Below are 19,553 nucleotides of genomic sequence, written 5' to 3'. Positions count from 1 at the left end.
CAATGCGTAATTTTGATTTTTCTCCCCTGTACCGCTCTGCGATTGGTTTTGACCGTATGGCCAGCCTACTAGATGCCATGACTACCAGTGAACAGAAGCAACCTTCCTATCCTCCCTACGATATAGAGTTGACTGGTGAGGACAGTTATAGAATTTCGATGGCAGTTGCAGGTTTTGAACAGTCTGAACTGGATATCCAGGTTGAGCAAAACCGCCTGACAGTATCGGGCAAAAAGCCGGATGAGTCTCCCCGAGGAAATTTCCTGCATCGGGGTATTGCAGCCAGGAGTTTTGAGCGACGTTTCCAGCTCGCGGATCACGTTAAAGTTACGGATGCGAAACTTGCCAATGGATTGCTGCATATAGAGTTGGTGCGAGAAATTCCTGAGGCAATGAAACCTCGCAAAATTGAAATCAGCGAAGGCAATTTATTACAGCATACTGATGGTGAGAAAAAGTCAGATTCAGTTGCAGCCTGATTTGTCATATGTATGCCCACTGTGCCGCCACAAGGCGGTACAGTTTTATTACCGCGATAAGTTTCGTAGTTATCACCAGTGTGATCGCTGCGCCTTAGTGTTTGTGCCCACCGAATATCATCTTACCCCAGATGAAGAGCATGCCTACTACGACCTGCATGAGAATTCCATGGAGGATGAGGGTTACCACCGTTTTCTCAGTCGTTGTGCTGCACCATTGCTGGATGAGTTATTACCGGCAAGCGATGGTCTGGATTTTGGCTGTGGTCCTGCACCGCTACTAGCCAGAATTTTGGCTGATAATGGCCACAGGGTTGATTTATACGATCGCTATTATGCTCCCACCACCGGCGCGCTGAAAAAGTCTTATGACTTTATCGTTGCGACGGAAGTGGTGGAGCACCTTGTGTCGCCTGGAGATGAATTGACCTGCCTTTGGCAGAGGTTGCGGGATGGTGGAGTGATGGCACTGATGACGAAGTTGGTGATTTCACCAGAGCGCTTTGCCAGTTGGCACTATATCCGTGACCCTACACATATCAGCTTTTTCAGTGTGCAAACCTTTCAATGGCTGGCTAAAAAATTAAAAGCCGAGCTTCAGTTTGCCGATAGCGATGTCATTTTCCTGCGCAAATCAGGTATTTACCCTGAATAGTTTTGCCCGCACAGTGGTGCGATATTCACTGGGCGTTGTGGCCAGGAATTTTTTGAATAGTGCGGTAAAGTGCCCCATATCCTGGTAGCCAACTTTTTCTGCGATTTCGTTAACCGATAAGTTGCTGGACTGTAAAAGTTCCCTAGCCATATCTACCCGCACATTCTGCAGATATTGCAGCGGTGTTTGCCCGGTAGCCAGCTTAAATCGTCGGTTAAATGAACGTACACTCATGTCAAACATTTGCGCTACTTCACTCAAGCGCACTTCTGTATTGCAATGTTCCTTAAGCCAGGCCTGGGCCTGGACGATATCTTCATCCGGGTGCAAGTGCACCGCGCCCTCTGAATAAGCGATTTCTTCAAAAGGCCTGCGGATTTCGTGGGAGAAGTTCCTTTCCACATGGCTTGCGACTGCAGGTCCGTAAAGTTGACGGATCATATGCACGGTGACATCAGCGAGGGCGTTGACGCTTGCGGCACAAAAAAGCTTATCTGCCTGGGTAATAAAATACTGTTGTTTCAGCTTAACTTTGGGGTAATCGGAGCTGAAGCGATCAAAGTAATGCCAGTGTGTGGTGGCGGGCTTGCCGTCTAGTAGGCCGGCTTCCGCTAAGAAGCACACACCAGTACCCACTGCATTGATGGCGGCTCCGGCTGCTGCCTGGCTCTTGAGCCAGTCCAGGATCGGTCCGCTACGCTTAAGTGCAGGGCGTGGATTGCGCCATAGAGCGGGAATATAGATGAGATCGCTATCTGGGGCTTCGCTCAAGGCGACATCGGGCTGGAAAGTAAAGCCACAACGGGTGTTGACTGGACGTCCATCCATGCTGGCAGTTATCAGGCGTAGGGATTCTTTTTTCCCTCCACCCGGGCACGGCTCTCGGCTCCACGCAGCATTTCAAGTGGAAGCACCGTGCCGGTCGCCAGCATTTGATCAATTAGGAGAAAGGTTACCGTTCGCATTGCATACTCAAGCGCACTTGCGCCATTGGCCAAAACACTCAATTTTGCTGGCCAGTATGCCCATAACTGGGCGGAATCGCCACCCCCTACACTCCCCAACTCGAAAATTAAGTGTTTAGTGCTTGGCTGGAGGTCAGGATGCAGCGCCTTCCCGTAATCACCGCATTTGGTGGTTTTAACCCCGCAGGACGTAGTTCCTTTCATCGGGGCTATTCCCGTTTGGTGTTGGATAAGCTGGATCAGCGAGAGCGGGCTGATATCCTGTCTGACCTTGCTGCGCTAATGGGGCTTCGCAGGGGAGCTGAAGCCGGAACTCCCCTGGATCCAGGGCTTGAGCAGCAAGTACTGCAAGGGACTCTGGTGCGAGAGCTGGAAGCGCGTTTTTATGACTACCACCGGTGTCATTTCCACCAGGCAGCAAACTTGAATAGCGCCAATGGCATCACCTTTGAGATGTCGGCGCGTCAGTTACCTCATCCCCAACCAGATGGGTGGCAGGTTGAGCCCATCGGGGGTGGCAAGGTGCGTGTGATGGCACCGAGCTTGTCGGTGATGTTGGACAGTTACCGAGAAATTCCTGTTGGCGCTGGGGGACAGTTGCCTACTGGGTTTGAGCCTGGCGATCACTACAATTCCCGCTTCCACCCCCGCGGCCTGCAACTTGCTGTGTTGGGGGCCTCTGACGCAGTGCGCTCCATGGGTATTGACTGGGAGACAGTTGTAAGGGCTGTGGGACCAGGAAATATTTCTGTGTATGCCTCCTCGGCCATGAGCCAATTGGATCACTTTGGCAATGGGGGCTTGATGCAGTCCCGTTTGCGTGGTTCTAGAGTCAGTTCCAAGCAACTGGCGCTCGGTCTGAACAGTATGCCTGCCGACTTTGTAAATGCTTATGTGCTGGATAATGTGGGATCGACAGGAGCAGTGACAGGGGCCTGTGCCAGTTATTTGTATAATCTGCGAGCGGGAGTGGAGGATATCCGCACTGGCCGTGCCAGGGTCGCCATTGTGGGGGCTGCAGAGGCCCCGCTAGTGCCGGAAGTGGTAGATGGTTATTCCACCATGGGAGCCCTGGCTACCATCGAAAATTTGCGCAAACTCTACCCGGGTGAAGTGGACTTCAGGCGAACAAGCCGCCCCTTTGGGGATAACTGTGGGTTTACCTTGGGAGAGGGCACTCAGTGGGCAATCCTGATGGATGATGCCCTGGCGTTGGAGCTGGGGGCGAATATTCATGGCTCTGTTGCGGGTGTGTACATCAATGCCGATGGCAATAAGAAGTCAATCTCCGCACCGGGTCCGGGTAATTACCTCACTATGGCCAGGGCTATGGCAGAGGCTCGATCGATTATTGGTGACGAGGCCTTGCGCCAACGCAGCTTTGTACAGGCTCATGGCTCCAGTACTCCGCAAAACCGGGTAACCGAATCGGCGATACTCGACCGCCTGGCTGGAACGTTTGGAATAGAAAAATGGCCAGTGTGTGCTGTTAAAGCTTTTGTAGGGCATACCGTAGCTGCGGCCAGTGGCGACCAGCTGATTACAGCGCTAGGCATTTTTGATAAAGGAATACTTCCGGGTATCCTGACCACTGACAGGATTGCTGACGATGTTCATCAAGAGAACCTGGATTTCTCCCTTGAGCACGTCGAAAGAGACCCTCGCTCTCTGGATCTTGCGTTGCTGAACTCGAAAGGGTTTGGTGGCAATAATGCCACTGCTGCAGTGCTTTCTCCGCATCTTACTCGCAACATGATTGAGAAACGGCACGGGAAGAAGTCCGTATCTCATTACCGCAAGAGTAACGAAGCCGTTATTGAGCGGGCGCAGGCTTACGATGCCGAGGCTAGTCGGGGAGAGCTAAATACCATCTACCGCTTTGGGGAGGGTTTGTTTGATGAAGGTGAGATTGCATTGTCTACTGAAGAAGTTGTTCTTCCGGGGCTTTCGCCGGTCTCCCTTCCTCAAGAAAATCCCTATGACGATATGGTGTAGAGTAAAGGGACGATTAATCACTAGCGCCAATTGCTGTTATTGAAGGTGTGGTGACCGGAGGGTTAAACACTCAAATTTGATAGGAAATGCAATGGCAGACATGGATGTGTCCAGTGAATCCGGCGATAGCAGTGATGTCGGTATTCGATTGAAAATGGTGCGCAATATCTACGGTATCTCCCAGCGTGAGCTGGCACGACGGGCAGGCGTCACTAATGCCACCATCTCTTTTATCGAGCAGGGGCGGGTGAGTCCGTCGGTGGGGTCATTGAATAAGATCCTGGGTAGTGTCCCAATGTCCCTAGCGGAGTTTTTCTCCCTGGAGCTTGGTAAGCCAGGCCAGATTTTCTTTCGCGCTAACGAAATGCCTGATATTGGCCAGGGAGGTGTACGCTCCCAGCTATTGGGTGGTTTTCGGGAGCATCGCAGTATGTCTATTCTGCGAAAAGTTTTTCCTGTTGGGCGGGACTCGGGACCTGACTTTGCTGCCGCCGGCGGTGAGGTAGGGGGAATAGTGGTTGCCGGTGAGTTGGAGGTTGCGGTTGGGTCAGATCTCGCCCTGCTAAGAACTGGGGATGGTTTTTACTTTAGCAGCAGGCGCCCCCATCGCTTTCGAAACCCCGGTAGCTGTGACTGTATAGTTGTCTATGCTGCGACCCCAGCTCAAGCCCTTCCTGAACCACAATCCGCTGATCTACATACTGTGTTGAATAAAGAGTAATTTGCGCCAGACGGCTGAAAAGTCAAATCAATCCGGGATAGACTAGCTCCGCTTAAAAGCTTGGCCACCGTTTCTTAGGTTGGCCATTTTCTGTACTTCGGTGCTGGTAGCGCCATTCTATTTGTAAGAAATAGTATTCAAACAATCGTTTGAATCTGGCTATACTACGGCTGACCATATTGGGCCAAAGTGTCACCGCACCCTGCGGGACGGCCTGTGGTTGCACAAAAATTCCGACCCCGGGCCCAGGATCGCGGCCCAGAATAAAAGAGGTCAATCAATGTTATTTAGTGGCAAAGCGCTCACGGTACAGATGCTGGACAACGGCATTGCCGAGCTCAAATTCGACCTTCAAGGCGAATCCGTCAATAAATTTAACCGCCAGACGGTTTCTGAATTCTCTCAAGCGCTGGATGCTATCGAAGCAGCGGATGGTATAAAAGGCGTACTGCTGACAAGCGGCAAAGGCGTCTTCATTGTTGGTGCTGATATCACTGAGTTTGGCGATGCCTTCTCTGCGGGTGCAGAGGGTGTTGCTGATCTGATGAATCAGAACAACGAAAATATCAACCGCCTGGAAGACCTGCCGGTTCCGACTGCAGTGGCAATCAATGGCTACGCGCTCGGCGGTGGCTTTGAGGTGTGCCTGGGCTGTGACTTCCGCCTGATGGGCGAGGAAGCCAAAGTTGGTCTTCCCGAAGTTAAGCTGGGCCTGATCCCGGGTTGGGGTGGCACTGTTCGTCTGCCGCGCGTGGTGGGTGTTGATGTTGCTGCTGAGTGGATTGCAGCGGGTAAAGAACAGAAGCCGGCTGCAGCGCTTGAGGCTCACGCGGTTGATGCAGTGGTGCCTACTGACAAGCTCAAAGATGCTGCGATCAAACTGCTCGAGCGAGCCATTAATGGCTCGCTGGACTACAAGGCTAGCCGCGAGATCAAGAAATCTCCGATCCCCCTAAACGATACTGAAGCTTTGATGGCCTTCTTTACTACCAAGGCATTCGTCGGTCAGCAAGCGGGTAAAAACTATCCGTCCCCAGTAGCTGCAGTCGAGTCTATTGAGCAGGGTTACAAGTTAACCCGTGAAGAAGCGCTGAAAGTTGAGCAGGAGAAGTTTATCTTCTGTGCCCAGACTGGCACTGCCAAATCCCTGGTGGGTTTGTTCCTGGCAGACCAGGCGATCAGCAAGGTCGCCAAGGGTTGGGAAAAGAAAGCCGACAAGCCGATTGAGCGTGCGGCAGTATTGGGTGCTGGCATTATGGGTGGTGGTATTGCTTACCAGTCCGCCTACAAAGGCACTCCAATCAAAATGAAGGATATCGACCAGAAAGGTATTGACCTCGGTCTGAATGAGGCCAATAAGCTGCTGTCCAAGCTGGTTGATCGCAAGCGCCTGACCCCTGTGAAAATGGGTGAAGTGCTCAATCGCATTGAGCCAACCCTAAGCTACGATGGCTTCAACGATATCGATGTTGTTGTCGAAGCCGTGGTTGAAAATCCCAAGGTGAAGCATGCTGTATTGAAAGAGGTGGAAACCAAGGTAAGTGAAGACACTGTAATCGCTTCTAATACTTCTACCATCTCCATTAACCATCTGGCCGAGCCGCTTTCCCGCCCGGAAAACTTCCTCGGTATGCACTTCTTCAACCCGGTGCACAAAATGCCGCTGGTTGAGGTGATCCGCGGCGAGAAAACTTCCGACACCGCCGTAGCTCGCGTTGTTGCCTACGCTAACAAGATGGGTAAGAAAGCTATTGTTGTGCGCGACTGCCCTGGGTTCCTGGTTAACCGTGTTCTCTTCCCCTATTTTGCTGGTTTCTCCATGCTGGTACGTGATGGCGCTGACTTCCAGGCCGTTGATAAGGTGATGGAGCGCTGGGGTTGGCCGATGGGCCCTGCTTACCTGATGGATGTTGTTGGTATTGATACCGGTGTCCACGCAGAAAGCGTAATGGCTGAAGGCTTCCCTGATCGTATGGGTAAAAACTTCACCGCCGCTTCTGATGTGATGTATGAAGCGGGTCGCTATGGTCAGAAGAACAACAAAGGTTTCTACAATTACGAGCAGGACAAGAAAGGTCGCCCGAAGAAAGTGGCTACCGAAGAGTCCTACGAGCTGCTGAAGCCGCATGTTGCTGATCGACGCGAGTTCGAGAAAGACGAAATTATCGAGCGCATGATGGTGCCCATGGCAACAGAGCTGGCTCGCTGCCTGGAAGAGGGTATCGTCGATTCCCCGGCTGAAGCCGATATGGCACTGATCTACGGCATCGGATTCCCTCCATTCCGCGGTGGAATCTTCGCATGGCTGGACAGTATTGGCCTGGATGAATTCGTGAAGATTGCCGATAAGTACGCCGAACTGGGCGAGCTGTACCAGCCGACCGATCGTATGCGTGAAATGGCCGCAAGTGGCAAAACCTACTACGGCAACAAGTAAGGAGAATAGCGATGAGTTTAAATCCTAGAGATGCCGTAATCGTCGACTACGCGCGTACGGCCATGGGTCGCTCGAAGAATGGTGTATATCGCCATGTTCGCGCCGATGATATGTCCGCTGAGCTGCTGAAAAAATTCCTGCAGCGCAACGACAAGCTCGATCCCGCTGAGATCGATGACCTGATCTGGGGCTGCGTTATGCAGCGCGATGAGCAGGGCTTTAACGTAGCTCGCTTTATTCTGTTGCGTGCCGGTCTGCCACACACCATTCCGGCGCAAACCGTCAACCGTCTGTGTGGCTCCTCAATGTCTTCCCTGCACACTGCCGCTGCCAACATTCAGGCTGGCGTTGGCGATGTGTACGTTGTGGGCGGTGTTGAGCACATGGGCCACTTGAATATGATGGAGCATGTCAGTCCCAACCCAATGCTGGGCCGATATATGGCAAAAGCTGCAGGCTCTATGGGTATGACTGCTGAGTACCTGGCGATGATGCATGGTATCCAGCGTCAGCAGATGGATGAGTTCGGTGCTCGTTCCCACCACCGCGCTGCTGAAGCTACTAGGGCCGGGAAATTCAATCGCGAGATTATTGCCATTGAAGGCCACGACGACGACGGCGTACCTTTCCTGGTTGAAACGGATCAAACCATCCGCCCCGATACTACCGTGGAAGGCCTGTCTCAGCTGAAGCCGGCATTCGACCCGAAGCATGGCCAAGTAACCGCCGGAACCTCCTCCCAGATCACCGATGGAGCTTCTGTGATGCTGGTAATGTCTGCTGAGCGTGCTCAGGCTCTGGGTATGACCCCTATAGCTCGCGTGAAGGAAATGGCTCTGGCTGGTGTCGATCCATCCATCATGGGTTATGGCCCCGTGCCTTCCACCAAGAAGGCGCTCAAGAAGGCTGGCTTGACAATCGGCGATATCGACAAGGTCGAGCTGAATGAAGCGTTTGCGGCCCAGGCACTGCCGGTGCTGAAAGACCTGGATCTGCTTGAGCAGATGGATGAGAAGGTCAACCTGTATGGTGGCGCTATCGCTTTGGGGCATCCCTTCGGCTGCTCAGGTGTGCGGATCACCGGTACCCTGTTGAGCGTTATGCAAAACGAAGGCGGTAACCTGGGCGTGTCCACCATGTGTATCGGCCTGGGGCAGGGTATTACCACTGTCGTGGAGCGAGTCTGATCTAATTGGATCTCGAAAAAAGGCGCCTTTGAGGCGCCTTTTTTTATTTTGTGAGGAAAGTGTTCAGTAAAGTGTTGAAGCCCTCAAAATGCTGTGGCACAATCTGCACCCCTTGTCGCGATGGGCTCTTGTTTTGAGCTGAAACTCTTTACTTTTCAAAGAGTTAGCGGCGGAAAAGTTCTGGGGACGTGGTGAAATTGGTAGACACGCCAGATTTAGGTTCTGGTGCCGAAAGGTGTGGGAGTTCGAGTCTCCCCGTCCCCACCAAATTAAGAACTCTGGAGTCCGCATGACTTGCCCTGGAGGGGTGAGTGCGGGCTCCTTGTATTTGGTGTCAGCCGGAAATTGCTGTGCAATTTTGACGGCTATGCCCTAAGAGGCGGTTGGCTAAGTCCCGGCGGCCCGGTATTCGTTGGCGCTGCGGCGCGATAAAAGAGATAGTCTCACGAGGATAAACATGCAGGTTTCCATCGAAACTACTTCCGGTCTGGAGCGTCGTTTAACGGTTAATTTGCCGGCGGAAATCGTCGATAAAGAAGTGGACAAGCGTCTCCAGCAGGCCGCCAAGACTGTTCGCGTAAATGGTTTCCGTAAAGGCAAGGTACCTTTGAAGGTGGTGCGTCAGCGTTTTGGTGCTGGTGTTCGACAGGAAGTGCTTGGCGAGGTGATGAGTCGTTCCTTCTATGATGCTGTTCAAAAAGAAGAGCTGAAGCCGGCCGGCCAGCCCAGTATTGAAGCCAAGCAGACTGCAGCTGGTGAAAATCTGGAATATGTTGCCACTTTTGAAGTATATCCTGAAGTTGAGCTCTCTAACCTGGCGGAAATCAGCGTTGAACGCCCAATTGCCGACGTAACTGATGCCGATGTAAACAACATGATTGATGTGCTGCGTAAGCAGCAGTCTTCTTGGAAGGACACTAAGCGCAAAGCACAAAAAGGTGATCGTGTTGTTATCAACTTCCTCGGTCGTAAAGACGGAGAAGAGTTTGAAGGTGGTAAAGCGGAAGGTCATCAGCTGGTTCTCGGTTCAGGCCAGATGATCCCTGGCTTTGAAGAGGGTATTCTCGGCATGAAGCCAGGTGAGGAAACAGACCTGGACCTGACTTTCCCTGAGGACTATCAGGCTGAAGACCTGCGCGGTGCTGCAGTAACCTTCAATATCAAAGTAACTTCCTCCGAAAAGCCTGAATTGCCCGAGTTGAATGAAGAATTCTTCAAAGCCTATGGTGTTCAAGAGGGCGGTGAAGAAAAATTCCGTGAGGAAGTGCGCAACAATATGCAGCGCGAACTCAAAAATGCGGCGTTAAATAAAGTTAAAACCCAAGTGATGGATCAGTTGTGTGAAAAGCACCAGGTTGAGCTGCCATCAACATTGGTTGCGAATGAGGTTCGCACTCTGCGCGGTCAAATGGTTCAGCAATTCGGAGGTCAGATCAAAGCCGAAGACGCTGAGCGCATGCTGCCGGACACAATGTTTGAAGAGCAGGCAAAGCGTCGTGTAGTACTGGGTTTGGTTGTTGGCGAGATTGTTAAGCAGAACAGCCTGTCTGTAGATGCAGATCGTGTAAAAGCGAAGGTTGAAGAGTTGGCGTCCACTTACCAGCAGCCAGAAGAGGTAGTTGAATACTACTATAACAATCGCGAGTTGCTGTCTGGTGTTGAGTCAGTAGTTCTAGAAGATCAAGTTGTAGACTTTGTACTGGATGCTGCGAAGGTTGAAGAAGTACAAAGCTCCTACGACGACGTAATCAAGCCGCAGAAGCAGGGTTAATAATCTGCTTTCTCAAGGATGCAATGGCTCTCGGCTTTGCCGGGCGTCATTGCATCTCCTTCCTTTTACCGGCTGGCTTTATCCGCCCTGACCGGTTAAGCTCTGAAGACGAATTTCTCAGCACAGGCAAATCTGCCTATCTGCTGGCCTGCCGAAAACGCCACAAAAGGAAGCAATGGTACCTATGGCACGAATTGATTTTCCCCAAGCCTCGATCGAACCTTCAGCAAGCGGACTGGTGCCGATGGTGGTGGAGCAAACTGCCCGGGGTGAGCGTTCATTTGATATTTATTCCCGCCTGCTTAAGGAGCGGGTTATTTTCCTGGTTGGACCGGTTGAAGACCATATGGCCAATCTGGTGGTTGCTCAGTTGCTATTTCTTGAAGCTGAGAACCCCGATAAAGATATCCACCTATATATCAACTCTCCTGGAGGGTCTGTTACTGCAGGGATGTCTATCTACGACACCATGCAGTTCATCAAGCCTGATGTAAGCACCATGTGTATTGGCCAGGCTTGCAGTATGGGCGCTTTCCTGCTTACTGCGGGTGCTCCGGGTAAGCGTTTTGCTACGCCCAATTCCCGGGTGATGATTCATCAGCCCAGTGGCGGGGCTCAGGGGCAGGCTAGTGATATACATATCCACGCCCAGGAAATCCTGAAGATTCGCCATCGCCTCAATGAATTGATGGCGCATCATTCCGGCCGCCCGGTCAGTGATATTGAGCGCGATACTGAGCGAGATCACTTCTTGAGCGCTGATGAGGCCAAGGAATATGGCTTAGTGGATGATGTCCTATCCCGTCGCCAAGCACTGGAAAAATAGTATTTCAACAAAAAAATTTGCTAGTGGCGTTTTCCTATATTTGTTAATAATTTTGAGCAGACTTCCTAGTTGAGGGGCTTGAAAAATACGCCAAAAAACAGCATCTTGCTGTAATAGCTAAATTTGAAGGCCCTGGCCGGCCAGTGACCACGGAGTATTTTGATGACCGACAAAAGCAGCGGAGAAGACAGCGGCAAATTGCTGTACTGCTCTTTCTGTGGCAAAAGCCAGCAGGAAGTGCGGAAGTTAATCGCTGGGCCGTCAGTCTTTATCTGCGATGAATGTGTCGAACTGTGTACAGACATTATTCGCGAAGAGGTCCAAGAGAGTGCGGAGGGCCCGGAGGGACGCTTGCCCACGCCGCGCGAGATCACTGAGATCCTTGATCAGTACGTTATTGGCCAGGAGCGGGCCAAGCGTGTACTGGCAGTGGCTGTATATAACCACTACAAACGCCTACGCAGCAAAGCTGGTGTAAAGAGCAAGGATGAAGTTGAGCTAAGTAAGTCCAACATCTTGTTGGTTGGGCCGACTGGTAGCGGTAAGACATTGCTTGCGGAAACCCTTGCTCGCCTGCTCAACGTACCTTTCACGATTGCAGATGCTACTACTCTCACTGAAGCTGGTTATGTTGGTGAGGATGTAGAAAACATTATTCAGAAGCTGTTACAGAAATGTGACTACGATGTGGAGAAGGCTCAGCAGGGCATTGTTTACATCGATGAGATCGACAAGATTTCTCGCAAGTCAGATAATCCCTCTATCACCCGTGATGTTTCTGGTGAGGGTGTTCAGCAAGCACTTCTGAAACTGATTGAAGGAACTGTGGCCTCAGTGCCCCCTCAGGGAGGCCGTAAGCACCCTCAGCAAGAATTCTTGCAAGTGGACACCTCTAATATCCTGTTTATTTGCGGTGGAGCATTTGCCGGCCTTGATAAAGTAATTCGCGATCGCTCCGAAAAGGGTGGAATTGGCTTCAGTGCTGAAGTGAAGTCCAAGGACGGAACCAGTAATTTCGGTGAGATTCTCAGAGATCTCGAACCCGAGGATCTGGTGCGTTACGGTCTCATTCCCGAATTTGTTGGGCGGCTTCCGGTAACCGCGACTCTTGAGGAATTGGATCGTGAGGCCCTGGTCCAGATCCTGACAGAGCCTCGCAATGCACTGACCAAGCAGTACGGCAAACTGTTTGAGATGGAGGATGTGGAACTGGATTTCCGCCCAGATGCCCTGGATGCTGTAGCTACCAAGGCAATGGAGCGTAAAACCGGTGCTCGTGGACTGCGTTCTATTATGGAATCTGTCCTTTTGGAGACCATGTACGATATCCCCTCCACTGACAACGTAGCTAAAGTAGTTATCGATGAGGCTGTAATCAAGGGTGAGTCGGCCCCGCTACTCGTCTATGAAAGTGAGACCCAGCCCCAGAAAGCAGCTCCTGAAGAGTGACGCCTCGTACTTAAAAAAGCCCCAATTCGGGGCTTTTTTTATAACCTCAACTTCTTAAAAAGAAGCTCCTTTTACCATTTGAGGCCCCAATACCGAGGCGGCTTATTGGTATTCAGTTGAGTTCGGCACAAATTGGTCGCCAGATTAGACTTGTATTCCGGGCTCTCCCCCCATCTCTAGCAACTGAAGGGCGGTGGCCCAAATTGAGCTGTCATTTACTACAGCAGCATGATGCCGCGCCAAATACCCAGTGATAGGGCCGAGAGGAGTTCTATGGATCAGTCATCCGACACCAAACTTGAATATCCGTTGTTGCCATTGCGCGATGTTGTTGTTTACCCCCATATGGTTATCCCGCTATTTGTTGGCAGGGAAAAGTCCATAGAGGCTCTGGAAGAGGCCATGCGCAGGGATAAGCAAGTGTTACTCGTAGCCCAGAAAAAAGCATCGGAAGATGACCCTGGCGCTGAGGACATCTATCGCGTGGGCACCATAGCTAGCGTTTTACAGCTGCTCAAACTTCCCGACGGTACGGTCAAAGTGCTAGTGGAAGGGGGAGAGAGTAAATATTCTCGATGTAATGGAGAGGGATAACCACTTCGAGGCGACAGTAGAGCCTATGGAGACGTTTGAGTTGCCTGAGGCCGAGGCTGATGCTCTGGTGCGCTCGGTGATGACTCAATTTGAACAGTATGTCTCTGTGAGCAAGAAGGTACCCAACGAGGTCATCACCTCTCTGTCTGGGATCGATGAGCCAGGGCGCCTTGCAGATACCATTTCTGCCCATATGTCCCTTGAGCTAGCACAGAAGCAAGAGCTTCTTGAAACCTCCAGCGTTAAAGAGCGCTTGGAGCATCTGCTTGGCCTGATGGATTCAGAGATCGACCTGATCCAGGTAGAGAAGCGCATTCGTGGCCGCGTGAAAAAGCAGATGGAGAAAAGCCAGCGTGAGTACTATCTGAATGAGCAGATGAAGGCGATTCAAAAGGAGCTGGGCGAAATTACTGAAGAGCCCAATGAAATTGAAGAGCTGGAAAACAAAATTGCCGATTCCGGTATGAGTGCAGAGGCTGAGAAGAAAACCCGCGCTGAACTTGCCAAGTTGAAGATGATGTCTCCGATGTCGGCAGAAGCGTCGGTCCTGCGCAGCTATATCGATTGGATGTTAAGTCTGCCCTGGAAAAAAGCGAGCAGGGTAAGGCATGACCTCAAGAAGGCTGAAGAGATACTCGAAAAAGAGCATTACGGTCTGGAGGAGGTCAAGGAGCGTATACTTGAATACCTGGCGGTACAGAAGCGCGTAAAAAAAGTGAAGGGTCCGATCCTCTGCTTGGTTGGACCTCCAGGGGTTGGTAAGACCTCACTTGGGCAATCTATAGCTCGCGCTACCAATCGACAGTATGTGCGAATGGCCCTTGGGGGCGTGCGCGATGAAGCGGAAATTCGTGGGCATCGCCGAACCTACATCGGCTCACTGCCAGGGAAGTTGATTCAAAAAATTTCCAAAGTCGGTGTAAAGAACCCGCTGTTTCTGCTCGATGAGGTCGACAAAATGGGCATGGATCAGCGCGGAGATCCGGCCTCAGCACTGCTCGAGGTTCTGGATCCGGAGCAGAACAAGACCTTTAACGACCATTACCTCGAGGTAGATTATGACCTGTCAGATGTAATGTTCGTATGCACTTCCAACTCCATGAATATTCCCGGTCCATTACTGGATCGCATGGAGGTTATCCGTATTCCCGGTTATACCGAGGATGAAAAACTCAATATTGCCCAGCGCTACCTTGTACCTAAGCAGCGTAAGGCTAACGGCTTGAAAGACGATGAGTTGGATCTGTCCGATGAGGCAATACGGGATATCGTTCGCTATTACACTCGTGAAGCTGGTGTACGTGGGTTGGATCGCGAAATTGCCAAAATCTGCCGGAAGGTCGTGACCGAGCATGTACGCAACCCATCGGAGAAAACGGCTGTGGTCAAATCTGACCAGCTGGAAGAGTTGCTGGGTGTGCGTAAATTTGACTTCGGCCGTGCCGAAGAGGAGAACAAAATCGGTATCGTTACCGGCCTTGCCTGGACGGAGGTCGGCGGTGAGTTGTTAAATATCGAAGCTTCTGCGGTTCCAGGTAAGGGTCGTATGATCAAGACCGGATCTCTCGGTGATGTAATGCAGGAGTCTATCCAGGCTGCCCTGACAGTGGTGCGCTCGCGATCGCAAGCCCTCGGAATAGGGCCCGACTTCCACGAGACACGGGATATTCACATTCATGTGCCAGAGGGTGCTACACCGAAAGATGGCCCCTCTGCGGGTATTGCGATGTGCACGGCTTTGGTTTCAGTACTCACCAATATTCCTGTGCGCTCGGATGTGGCGATGACTGGTGAAATCACTTTGCGTGGAGAAGTTTTACGAATTGGTGGTCTCAAGGAAAAGTTATTGGCAGCACATCGAGGCGGTATAAAAACTGTACTGATACCTGCGGATAATGAGCGTGACCTGAAAGATATTCCCGACAATATCCTTCAGGACCTGGTGGTGAAACCGGTCAAGTGGATCGACCAGGTGTTGGAGTTGGCACTTGAGCACAAACCCGAGTCCCTTTCGGATGAGGAATATTCTGCCTTGCAAAAGCAGGCGGAAGAGCGCTCGCAAAGATCGATCCAAACTCATTAACCTGTTACGGGGTGACTGTTGTCACCCCGTAACAATTGCAAGACCAAAACATAACCACTCTGTTGATTTTTGATGCTCGGGTTTCGTTCAACTGTCCGGAAACCCGCATGGTTCCTTGACCCGTTACCGGGCAGTTGGTATAAAACGAGGCTTATTGCCCGGCGCCAAAATTGCCGGTGGTTAAAAAGTTACTAATAGTGATACCTGGCCTGAGGGTGTCCTGAACATATTTAAAAGAACAGAGGGATTAAGCGTGAATAAGTCCGAACTGATTGAAGCAATTGCCGCGTCTGCAGATATTCCAAAAGCAGCAGCTGGCCGTGCTTTGGACGCAATGGTTGATAGCATTACTGATGCGCTTAAAAAAGGCGATCAGGTTGCCTTGGTAGGCTTTGGTACTTTTGCAGTGAAAGAGCGCGCAGCCCGTACTGGCCGCAATCCTCGCACTGGCGACCCCATCGAAATCGCCGCAGCGAAAATCCCTAACTTCAAGGCCGGTAAAGCCCTGAAAGACGCCGTAAACTAAGTTTTTCGGTGAACTTCGAGACCTTGTAAAAGATTCGAAGCTATAAAGAGGCGTGTCAGGTTGGATACGCCTTTTTTGTATCTGGTAACAGTTAAATAATTAGAGTCAAAATTCGGAGCTGAGCATGCTTCAGTCCATGCGCGATAACCTGAAAGGGACGGCAGCGATTATTGTCGCAGCTTTCTTTGGGTTCATTATGGTCATTGGGGGAATCGACTTTTTCTCAGGGGCCAGTGGTGGTGCCGCCGATGCGGTTGCCGAGGTAAATGGTGAAAAAATCACCAATCTGGATTTGCAGCGAGCGATTCAAAATCGTCGCAGTATGATCATGAGTCAATATGGGGAAAATGTCCCAGCAGACCTGATCAGCGACGAGCAGTTACGTGAACCTGTATTGCGCCAATTAATTTCAAGCTCAGTCATGCGCCAAGCTGCTTTGGAGAGCGGTATGGTTATGAGTACTGCGGCTGTTAATAAAGCCATTACCGATATTCCAGCTTTTCAGGTAAATGGCACCTTTGATCCTCAATTATATCGCGATGCTTTGCGTCGTATGGGCTATAGCACAGCCAATTTCCCTCAAATTGTCGAAAGTGATCTGGCGCTGCAGCAATATGCAGACAGCGTTACCGAAAGCGCTTTTACTACGCAAGCTGATGCCGAGCAGGTAGTGGCGGCATCAATGGAAGAGCGTGATTTCAACTATGTAGTAATGCCGGTACAGGAGCTTCTGGCCACCACTGAAGTTGGTGATGCAGAAGTCGAGCAGTTCTACCAGGAAAATCAGAGCCAATACCAGCGACCTGAGCAAGTGGCAGTTGAGTATATAGAGCTTACTCCCGCGTTGTTTGCAGCCAATATCGATATTTCAGAAGAGGATGTTCGCTCGCAGTACGATCAAGAGATTGCCAGTTTTGGCGCTGACCTTCGTCGTCGTGCAGCTCATATCCTTTTGGAGGACGCAGACCAAGCGAAGCTGGAGGAGATCCAGACCAAGCTGGATGCAGGTGAAGACTTCGCCGAACTGGCCAAAGCTTATTCAGAAGATATTGGTTCACGGGAAGAGGGTGGAGACCTCGGCTTTACCGCCGGTGATGTTTTCCCTCAGGCTTTTGAGGAGGCACTGGCAAGCTTGGAGGTTGGTCAGGTGTCTGCTCCGGTTACCACTGATAGCGGAACACACTTTATTAAGTTGCTGGAAGTTGAGGAGAGTGAGCCTCCAACTTTTGAGGAGCGTAAGGGTGCTATCGAGACCCAGTTACGTGCAGCCGCAGCAGAGAGTGAATTCGTTGATGCCCTGAGCCGTTTGGCAGACCTTGCTTATAATGCCGATAACCTGGCAGGTCCCGCCGAGGAGCTGGGAGTGCCTCTAAAAACCAGTGGCCTCTTCTCTCGAGAAAGTGGCGCTGGGGTCTTGGCTAATGGGCAGGTAGTGGAAGCTGCTTTCTCCCCTGAAGTGATGGAAGATGGTAACACTTCAGATGTGCTCAATCTTAATAACGAGCACTCCGTGGTATTACGCGTAACGGAGTCCAAGCAGGCTGGAACCTATCCGCTAGAGGAAGTCCGCGAGCAAATTGTTGAGCGTCTCAAGCGTGACAAAGCGAGCGAGCAGCTTGCTGTTCGTGCCGAAGCCCTGAAAGAAAAGCTCGCTGCAGGTGAAGATTTTGCCAAATTGGCAGAGGAACAAGGCTTAACCTTAGAGGTCAGCGACAAAACACGTCGCGGTGGCTTTGGGGAGCGCGGAGAAATCAATACCAAGGCATTCTCCTTGGCTGCCCCGGCCACCGGCTCTGAGGAATTGTCAGTGTTTGCTACGAGCAGCGGTGATCAAGTTGTTCTGGCATTACGCGGTGTGCGGGAAGGCAATTTATCCCAGCAAAGTAAAGAGCAGCGCCAGGCGCTAATGCAGCAATTAGCCTCAGTAAATGGAGGTGCGGAACTGGCAGCTATTCAGCGTTACTTATCTGATCAGGCAAAAGTCGAGCTGGCGCCAGAGAGCCAGTAACTTTGCTCAATTAGAAAAATAAAAAACCCGGCAGATGCCGGGTTTTTTATTTACAGCTTCTTTTATTTAGTTGCGATAGCAGGCGGGCGAAAGGTCAGAAAACTCAACTGTTGCTTGCGCTGTCCACAAACAGAGTGAGGCGCTGGCCTGGCTGTAAGTACTTGGATTTGGTGATTTTATTCCAGCGTAAAATATCGTCGATCTCAATACTGAACTTGTTAGCGATTCGGTAAAGAGAGTCACCGCTACGGACTTTATAGGAAACCTTGCGTGTCGTACGGTTGTTGCTAGCAGGTGTACTCCCATCATAGGCAACCAATGTCCGGCCAGGGCGTAGGGTGTCACCGGGCGCCATGCTATTCCAGCTGGCCAATTGTTTGACGCTTACGTTCATTTTCCGAGCTATAGCCCAAAGACTGTCGCCAGGTCTTACTGTATAGCTGCTCTTCTGCCCTTGGCCGGAGGATTGACGGCGTTTTACACGCTGGTCCAGAGCATACGCATACTGTCCGGCAGGGCCAGAGGCACTGGGAATCAGCAGGGTTTTACCAGCCCGGATATTGTTATTGCGCAGTTTGTTAGTCTCGCGAATGGCACTGACCGTTGTCTGGTAGCGCCTCGCAATCGTCGAAAGTGTATCCCCGCGATTAATGGTATAGCGTTGCCAGGTTACTCGCTGGTTTTCAGGCAGCTCTTTGAGCGCGGCTTCGAACACATCCTGGTTTTCAATGGGTATCAATAATTGATGGTTTCCGTTGGGGTCTGTAGCCCAGCGGTTATAGCCTGGGTTAAGTAGGTAGAGCTCATCAACTTCAATTTCAGCCAGCTCAGCAGCCTGCGCCATATCTATCTGGCTGCCGACATCAACCCGGGCGTAGTAAGGCTCATTAGCGATATCATGGAGAGGCACTTTGTAATAGTCTGGACGTGAAACCACCTCTGCCAGTGCTAGCAGTTGTGGTACATATCGCTTCGTTTCCCTAGGCAATTTCAGGTCCCAGAAGCTGGTACCAAGCCCTTTGCGACGATTGCGCTCTACTGCTCTACGAACGGTGCCCTCGCCAGCATTGTAGGCTGCCAGGGCCAGTTCCCAGTCGCCGTCAAACCGCTCCATCAGGTAATTGAAGTACTTAACCGCTGCGCGGGTTGATTCATGGACGTCACGACGGCCGTCGTACCACCAGTTTTGTTGCAAACCAAAGGAGCGGCCAGTGGAAGGGATAAACTGCCACATGCCGGAGGCGCGTGCATGAGAGTAAGCGAAGGGATCGTATGCGCTCTCAACAATTGGCAACAGGGCCAGTTCGAGAGGCAAGTTGGCCTCTTCGAGTTCTTCGACTACATGGAAGATATAACGGCGCGAGCGCTCGCTAACGCGCGCCATATAGCCTTCATTGCGGGAAAAATAGGCGATGTAATCCTGGACTTTTGTATTATCAACGCGATGATTGAGGCGGAAGCCTCTACGCAAACGTTCCCAGATGTCTGTAGGGGGCAGGGCTTCCTCTTCAGGTTCAGGCGTGGAGATAGTGGTGCTGCTCGCAATTTTTCTTTCAGGAGCTTCTGCAGCTTCACGCTCAGGTGATGAGCCCTTATTTGGCATCTGCGAGCATGCCCCAACCGTGGCCGCTAACAGCGCCACGGCAAAATTCTTATGAACCATGATTGGTATCCGCGAATATTTCTTTTAATTCCTCGCTCAGCTTACGCCTAGGCGTTTATTTTTTGCTAACACTGAGCATTAGATCATAGTCATATGATTCTAAATAGCAGGAATAGTTTCGGTCAACGCGACTGAATAAAATATAGACAGTTTATTCAAGTTTGATTGCTACAGGATTTTAGCTGAGGGCACTT

12 protein-coding genes, 1 tRNA gene and 2 pseudogenes are annotated in these 19,553 nt (G+C 51.3%); 13 read left to right on the top strand and 2 right to left on the bottom strand.

Annotated elements, in window-relative coordinates; all coding sequences use genetic code 11:
- Nucleotides 1-2: 2 nt before the first annotated feature.
- Together P3339_RS15195 and P3339_RS15190 are read left to right on the top strand one after the other, a co-directional pair.
- The gene (locus P3339_RS15195; RefSeq protein WP_020414815.1) at nucleotides 3-479 is read left to right on the top strand and encodes an Hsp20 family protein; all 477 of its coding nucleotides are present in this window, start codon (nucleotides 3-5) and stop codon (nucleotides 477-479) included.
- Nucleotides 445-1,134 carry a class I SAM-dependent methyltransferase gene (locus P3339_RS15190; RefSeq protein ID WP_282951054.1) on the top strand — a complete coding sequence of 230 codons (690 nt, stop codon included), beginning with the start codon at nucleotides 445-447 and terminating at the stop codon, nucleotides 1,132-1,134. The genes P3339_RS15195 and P3339_RS15190 overlap by 35 nt, the downstream gene beginning before the upstream one ends.
- On the opposite strand, the pseudogene P3339_RS15185 reads toward P3339_RS15190, so the two are convergent.
- Nucleotides 1,114-2,099 (bottom strand): annotated as a pseudogene (locus tag P3339_RS15185) (GlxA family transcriptional regulator). The gene P3339_RS15190 and the pseudogene P3339_RS15185 overlap by 21 nt on opposite strands.
- Nucleotides 2,100-2,237: 138 nt before the next feature.
- Between P3339_RS15185 and P3339_RS15180 the strand changes: the two are divergent.
- The 11 genes and pseudogenes from P3339_RS15180 (at nucleotide 2,238) to P3339_RS15130 (ending at nucleotide 17,696) form a co-directional block, all read left to right on the top strand.
- A complete protein-coding gene (locus P3339_RS15180) occupies nucleotides 2,238-4,094 on the top strand; it encodes a beta-ketoacyl synthase (protein ID WP_282951053.1) in 1,857 nt (618 codons plus the stop codon).
- Nucleotides 4,095-4,185: 91 nt separating this feature from the next.
- Nucleotides 4,186-4,815, top strand: a complete 630-nt coding sequence (locus P3339_RS15175) for a helix-turn-helix domain-containing protein (protein WP_282951052.1) — start codon at nucleotides 4,186-4,188, stop codon at nucleotides 4,813-4,815.
- 280 nt (nucleotides 4,816-5,095) lie between these two features.
- Nucleotides 5,096-7,252, top strand: a complete 2,157-nt coding sequence (fadB, locus tag P3339_RS15170) for a fatty acid oxidation complex subunit alpha FadB (protein ID WP_282951051.1) — start codon at nucleotides 5,096-5,098, stop codon at nucleotides 7,250-7,252.
- Nucleotides 7,253-7,263: 11 nt separating this feature from the next.
- Nucleotides 7,264-8,439: an acetyl-CoA C-acyltransferase FadA gene (gene fadA / locus P3339_RS15165; protein WP_282951050.1), complete on the top strand. Its 1,176-nt coding sequence runs from the start codon at nucleotides 7,264-7,266 to the stop codon at nucleotides 8,437-8,439.
- Nucleotides 8,440-8,621: 182 nt separating this feature from the next.
- Nucleotides 8,622-8,706: transfer RNA gene (locus tag P3339_RS15160), tRNA-Leu, on the top strand.
- Between the two features lie 190 nt (nucleotides 8,707-8,896).
- Nucleotides 8,897-10,210: a trigger factor gene (gene tig, locus P3339_RS15155; RefSeq protein ID WP_020414822.1), complete on the top strand. Its 1,314-nt coding sequence runs from the start codon at nucleotides 8,897-8,899 to the stop codon at nucleotides 10,208-10,210.
- Between the two features lie 184 nt (nucleotides 10,211-10,394).
- Nucleotides 10,395-11,036 (top strand): ATP-dependent Clp endopeptidase proteolytic subunit ClpP, encoded by a 642-nt coding sequence (gene clpP, locus P3339_RS15150; protein ID WP_020414823.1) that lies wholly within the window; start codon nucleotides 10,395-10,397, stop codon nucleotides 11,034-11,036.
- Between the two features lie 162 nt (nucleotides 11,037-11,198).
- Nucleotides 11,199-12,485 carry an ATP-dependent Clp protease ATP-binding subunit ClpX gene (gene clpX / locus P3339_RS15145; RefSeq protein WP_020414824.1) on the top strand — a complete coding sequence of 429 codons (1,287 nt, stop codon included), beginning with the start codon at nucleotides 11,199-11,201 and terminating at the stop codon, nucleotides 12,483-12,485.
- Nucleotides 12,486-12,758: 273 nt separating this feature from the next.
- Nucleotides 12,759-15,162: pseudogene (lon, locus tag P3339_RS15140) on the top strand (endopeptidase La).
- A 253-nt stretch (nucleotides 15,163-15,415) separates the two neighbouring features.
- The gene (gene hbs, locus P3339_RS15135; protein WP_010132873.1) at nucleotides 15,416-15,688 is read left to right on the top strand and encodes a non-specific DNA-binding protein Hbs; all 273 of its coding nucleotides are present in this window, start codon (nucleotides 15,416-15,418) and stop codon (nucleotides 15,686-15,688) included.
- A gap of 124 nt (nucleotides 15,689-15,812) precedes the next feature.
- Nucleotides 15,813-17,696, top strand: a complete 1,884-nt coding sequence (locus P3339_RS15130; RefSeq protein WP_020414826.1) for a SurA N-terminal domain-containing protein — start codon at nucleotides 15,813-15,815, stop codon at nucleotides 17,694-17,696.
- Between the two features lie 103 nt (nucleotides 17,697-17,799).
- Here the strand turns inward: P3339_RS15130 and P3339_RS15125 are convergent, their stop codons facing one another.
- Entirely contained in the window at nucleotides 17,800-19,359 is a 1,560-nt protein-coding gene (locus tag P3339_RS15125) for a LysM peptidoglycan-binding domain-containing protein (protein WP_282951049.1), read from the bottom strand.
- Nucleotides 19,360-19,553: the final 194 nt, after the last annotated feature.

Source organism: Microbulbifer sp. MLAF003, from assembly GCF_030012965.1.
Lineage (GTDB): Bacteria > Pseudomonadota > Gammaproteobacteria > Pseudomonadales > Cellvibrionaceae > Microbulbifer > Microbulbifer variabilis.
This window is presented reverse-complemented; position numbering and strand designations above follow the sequence as displayed.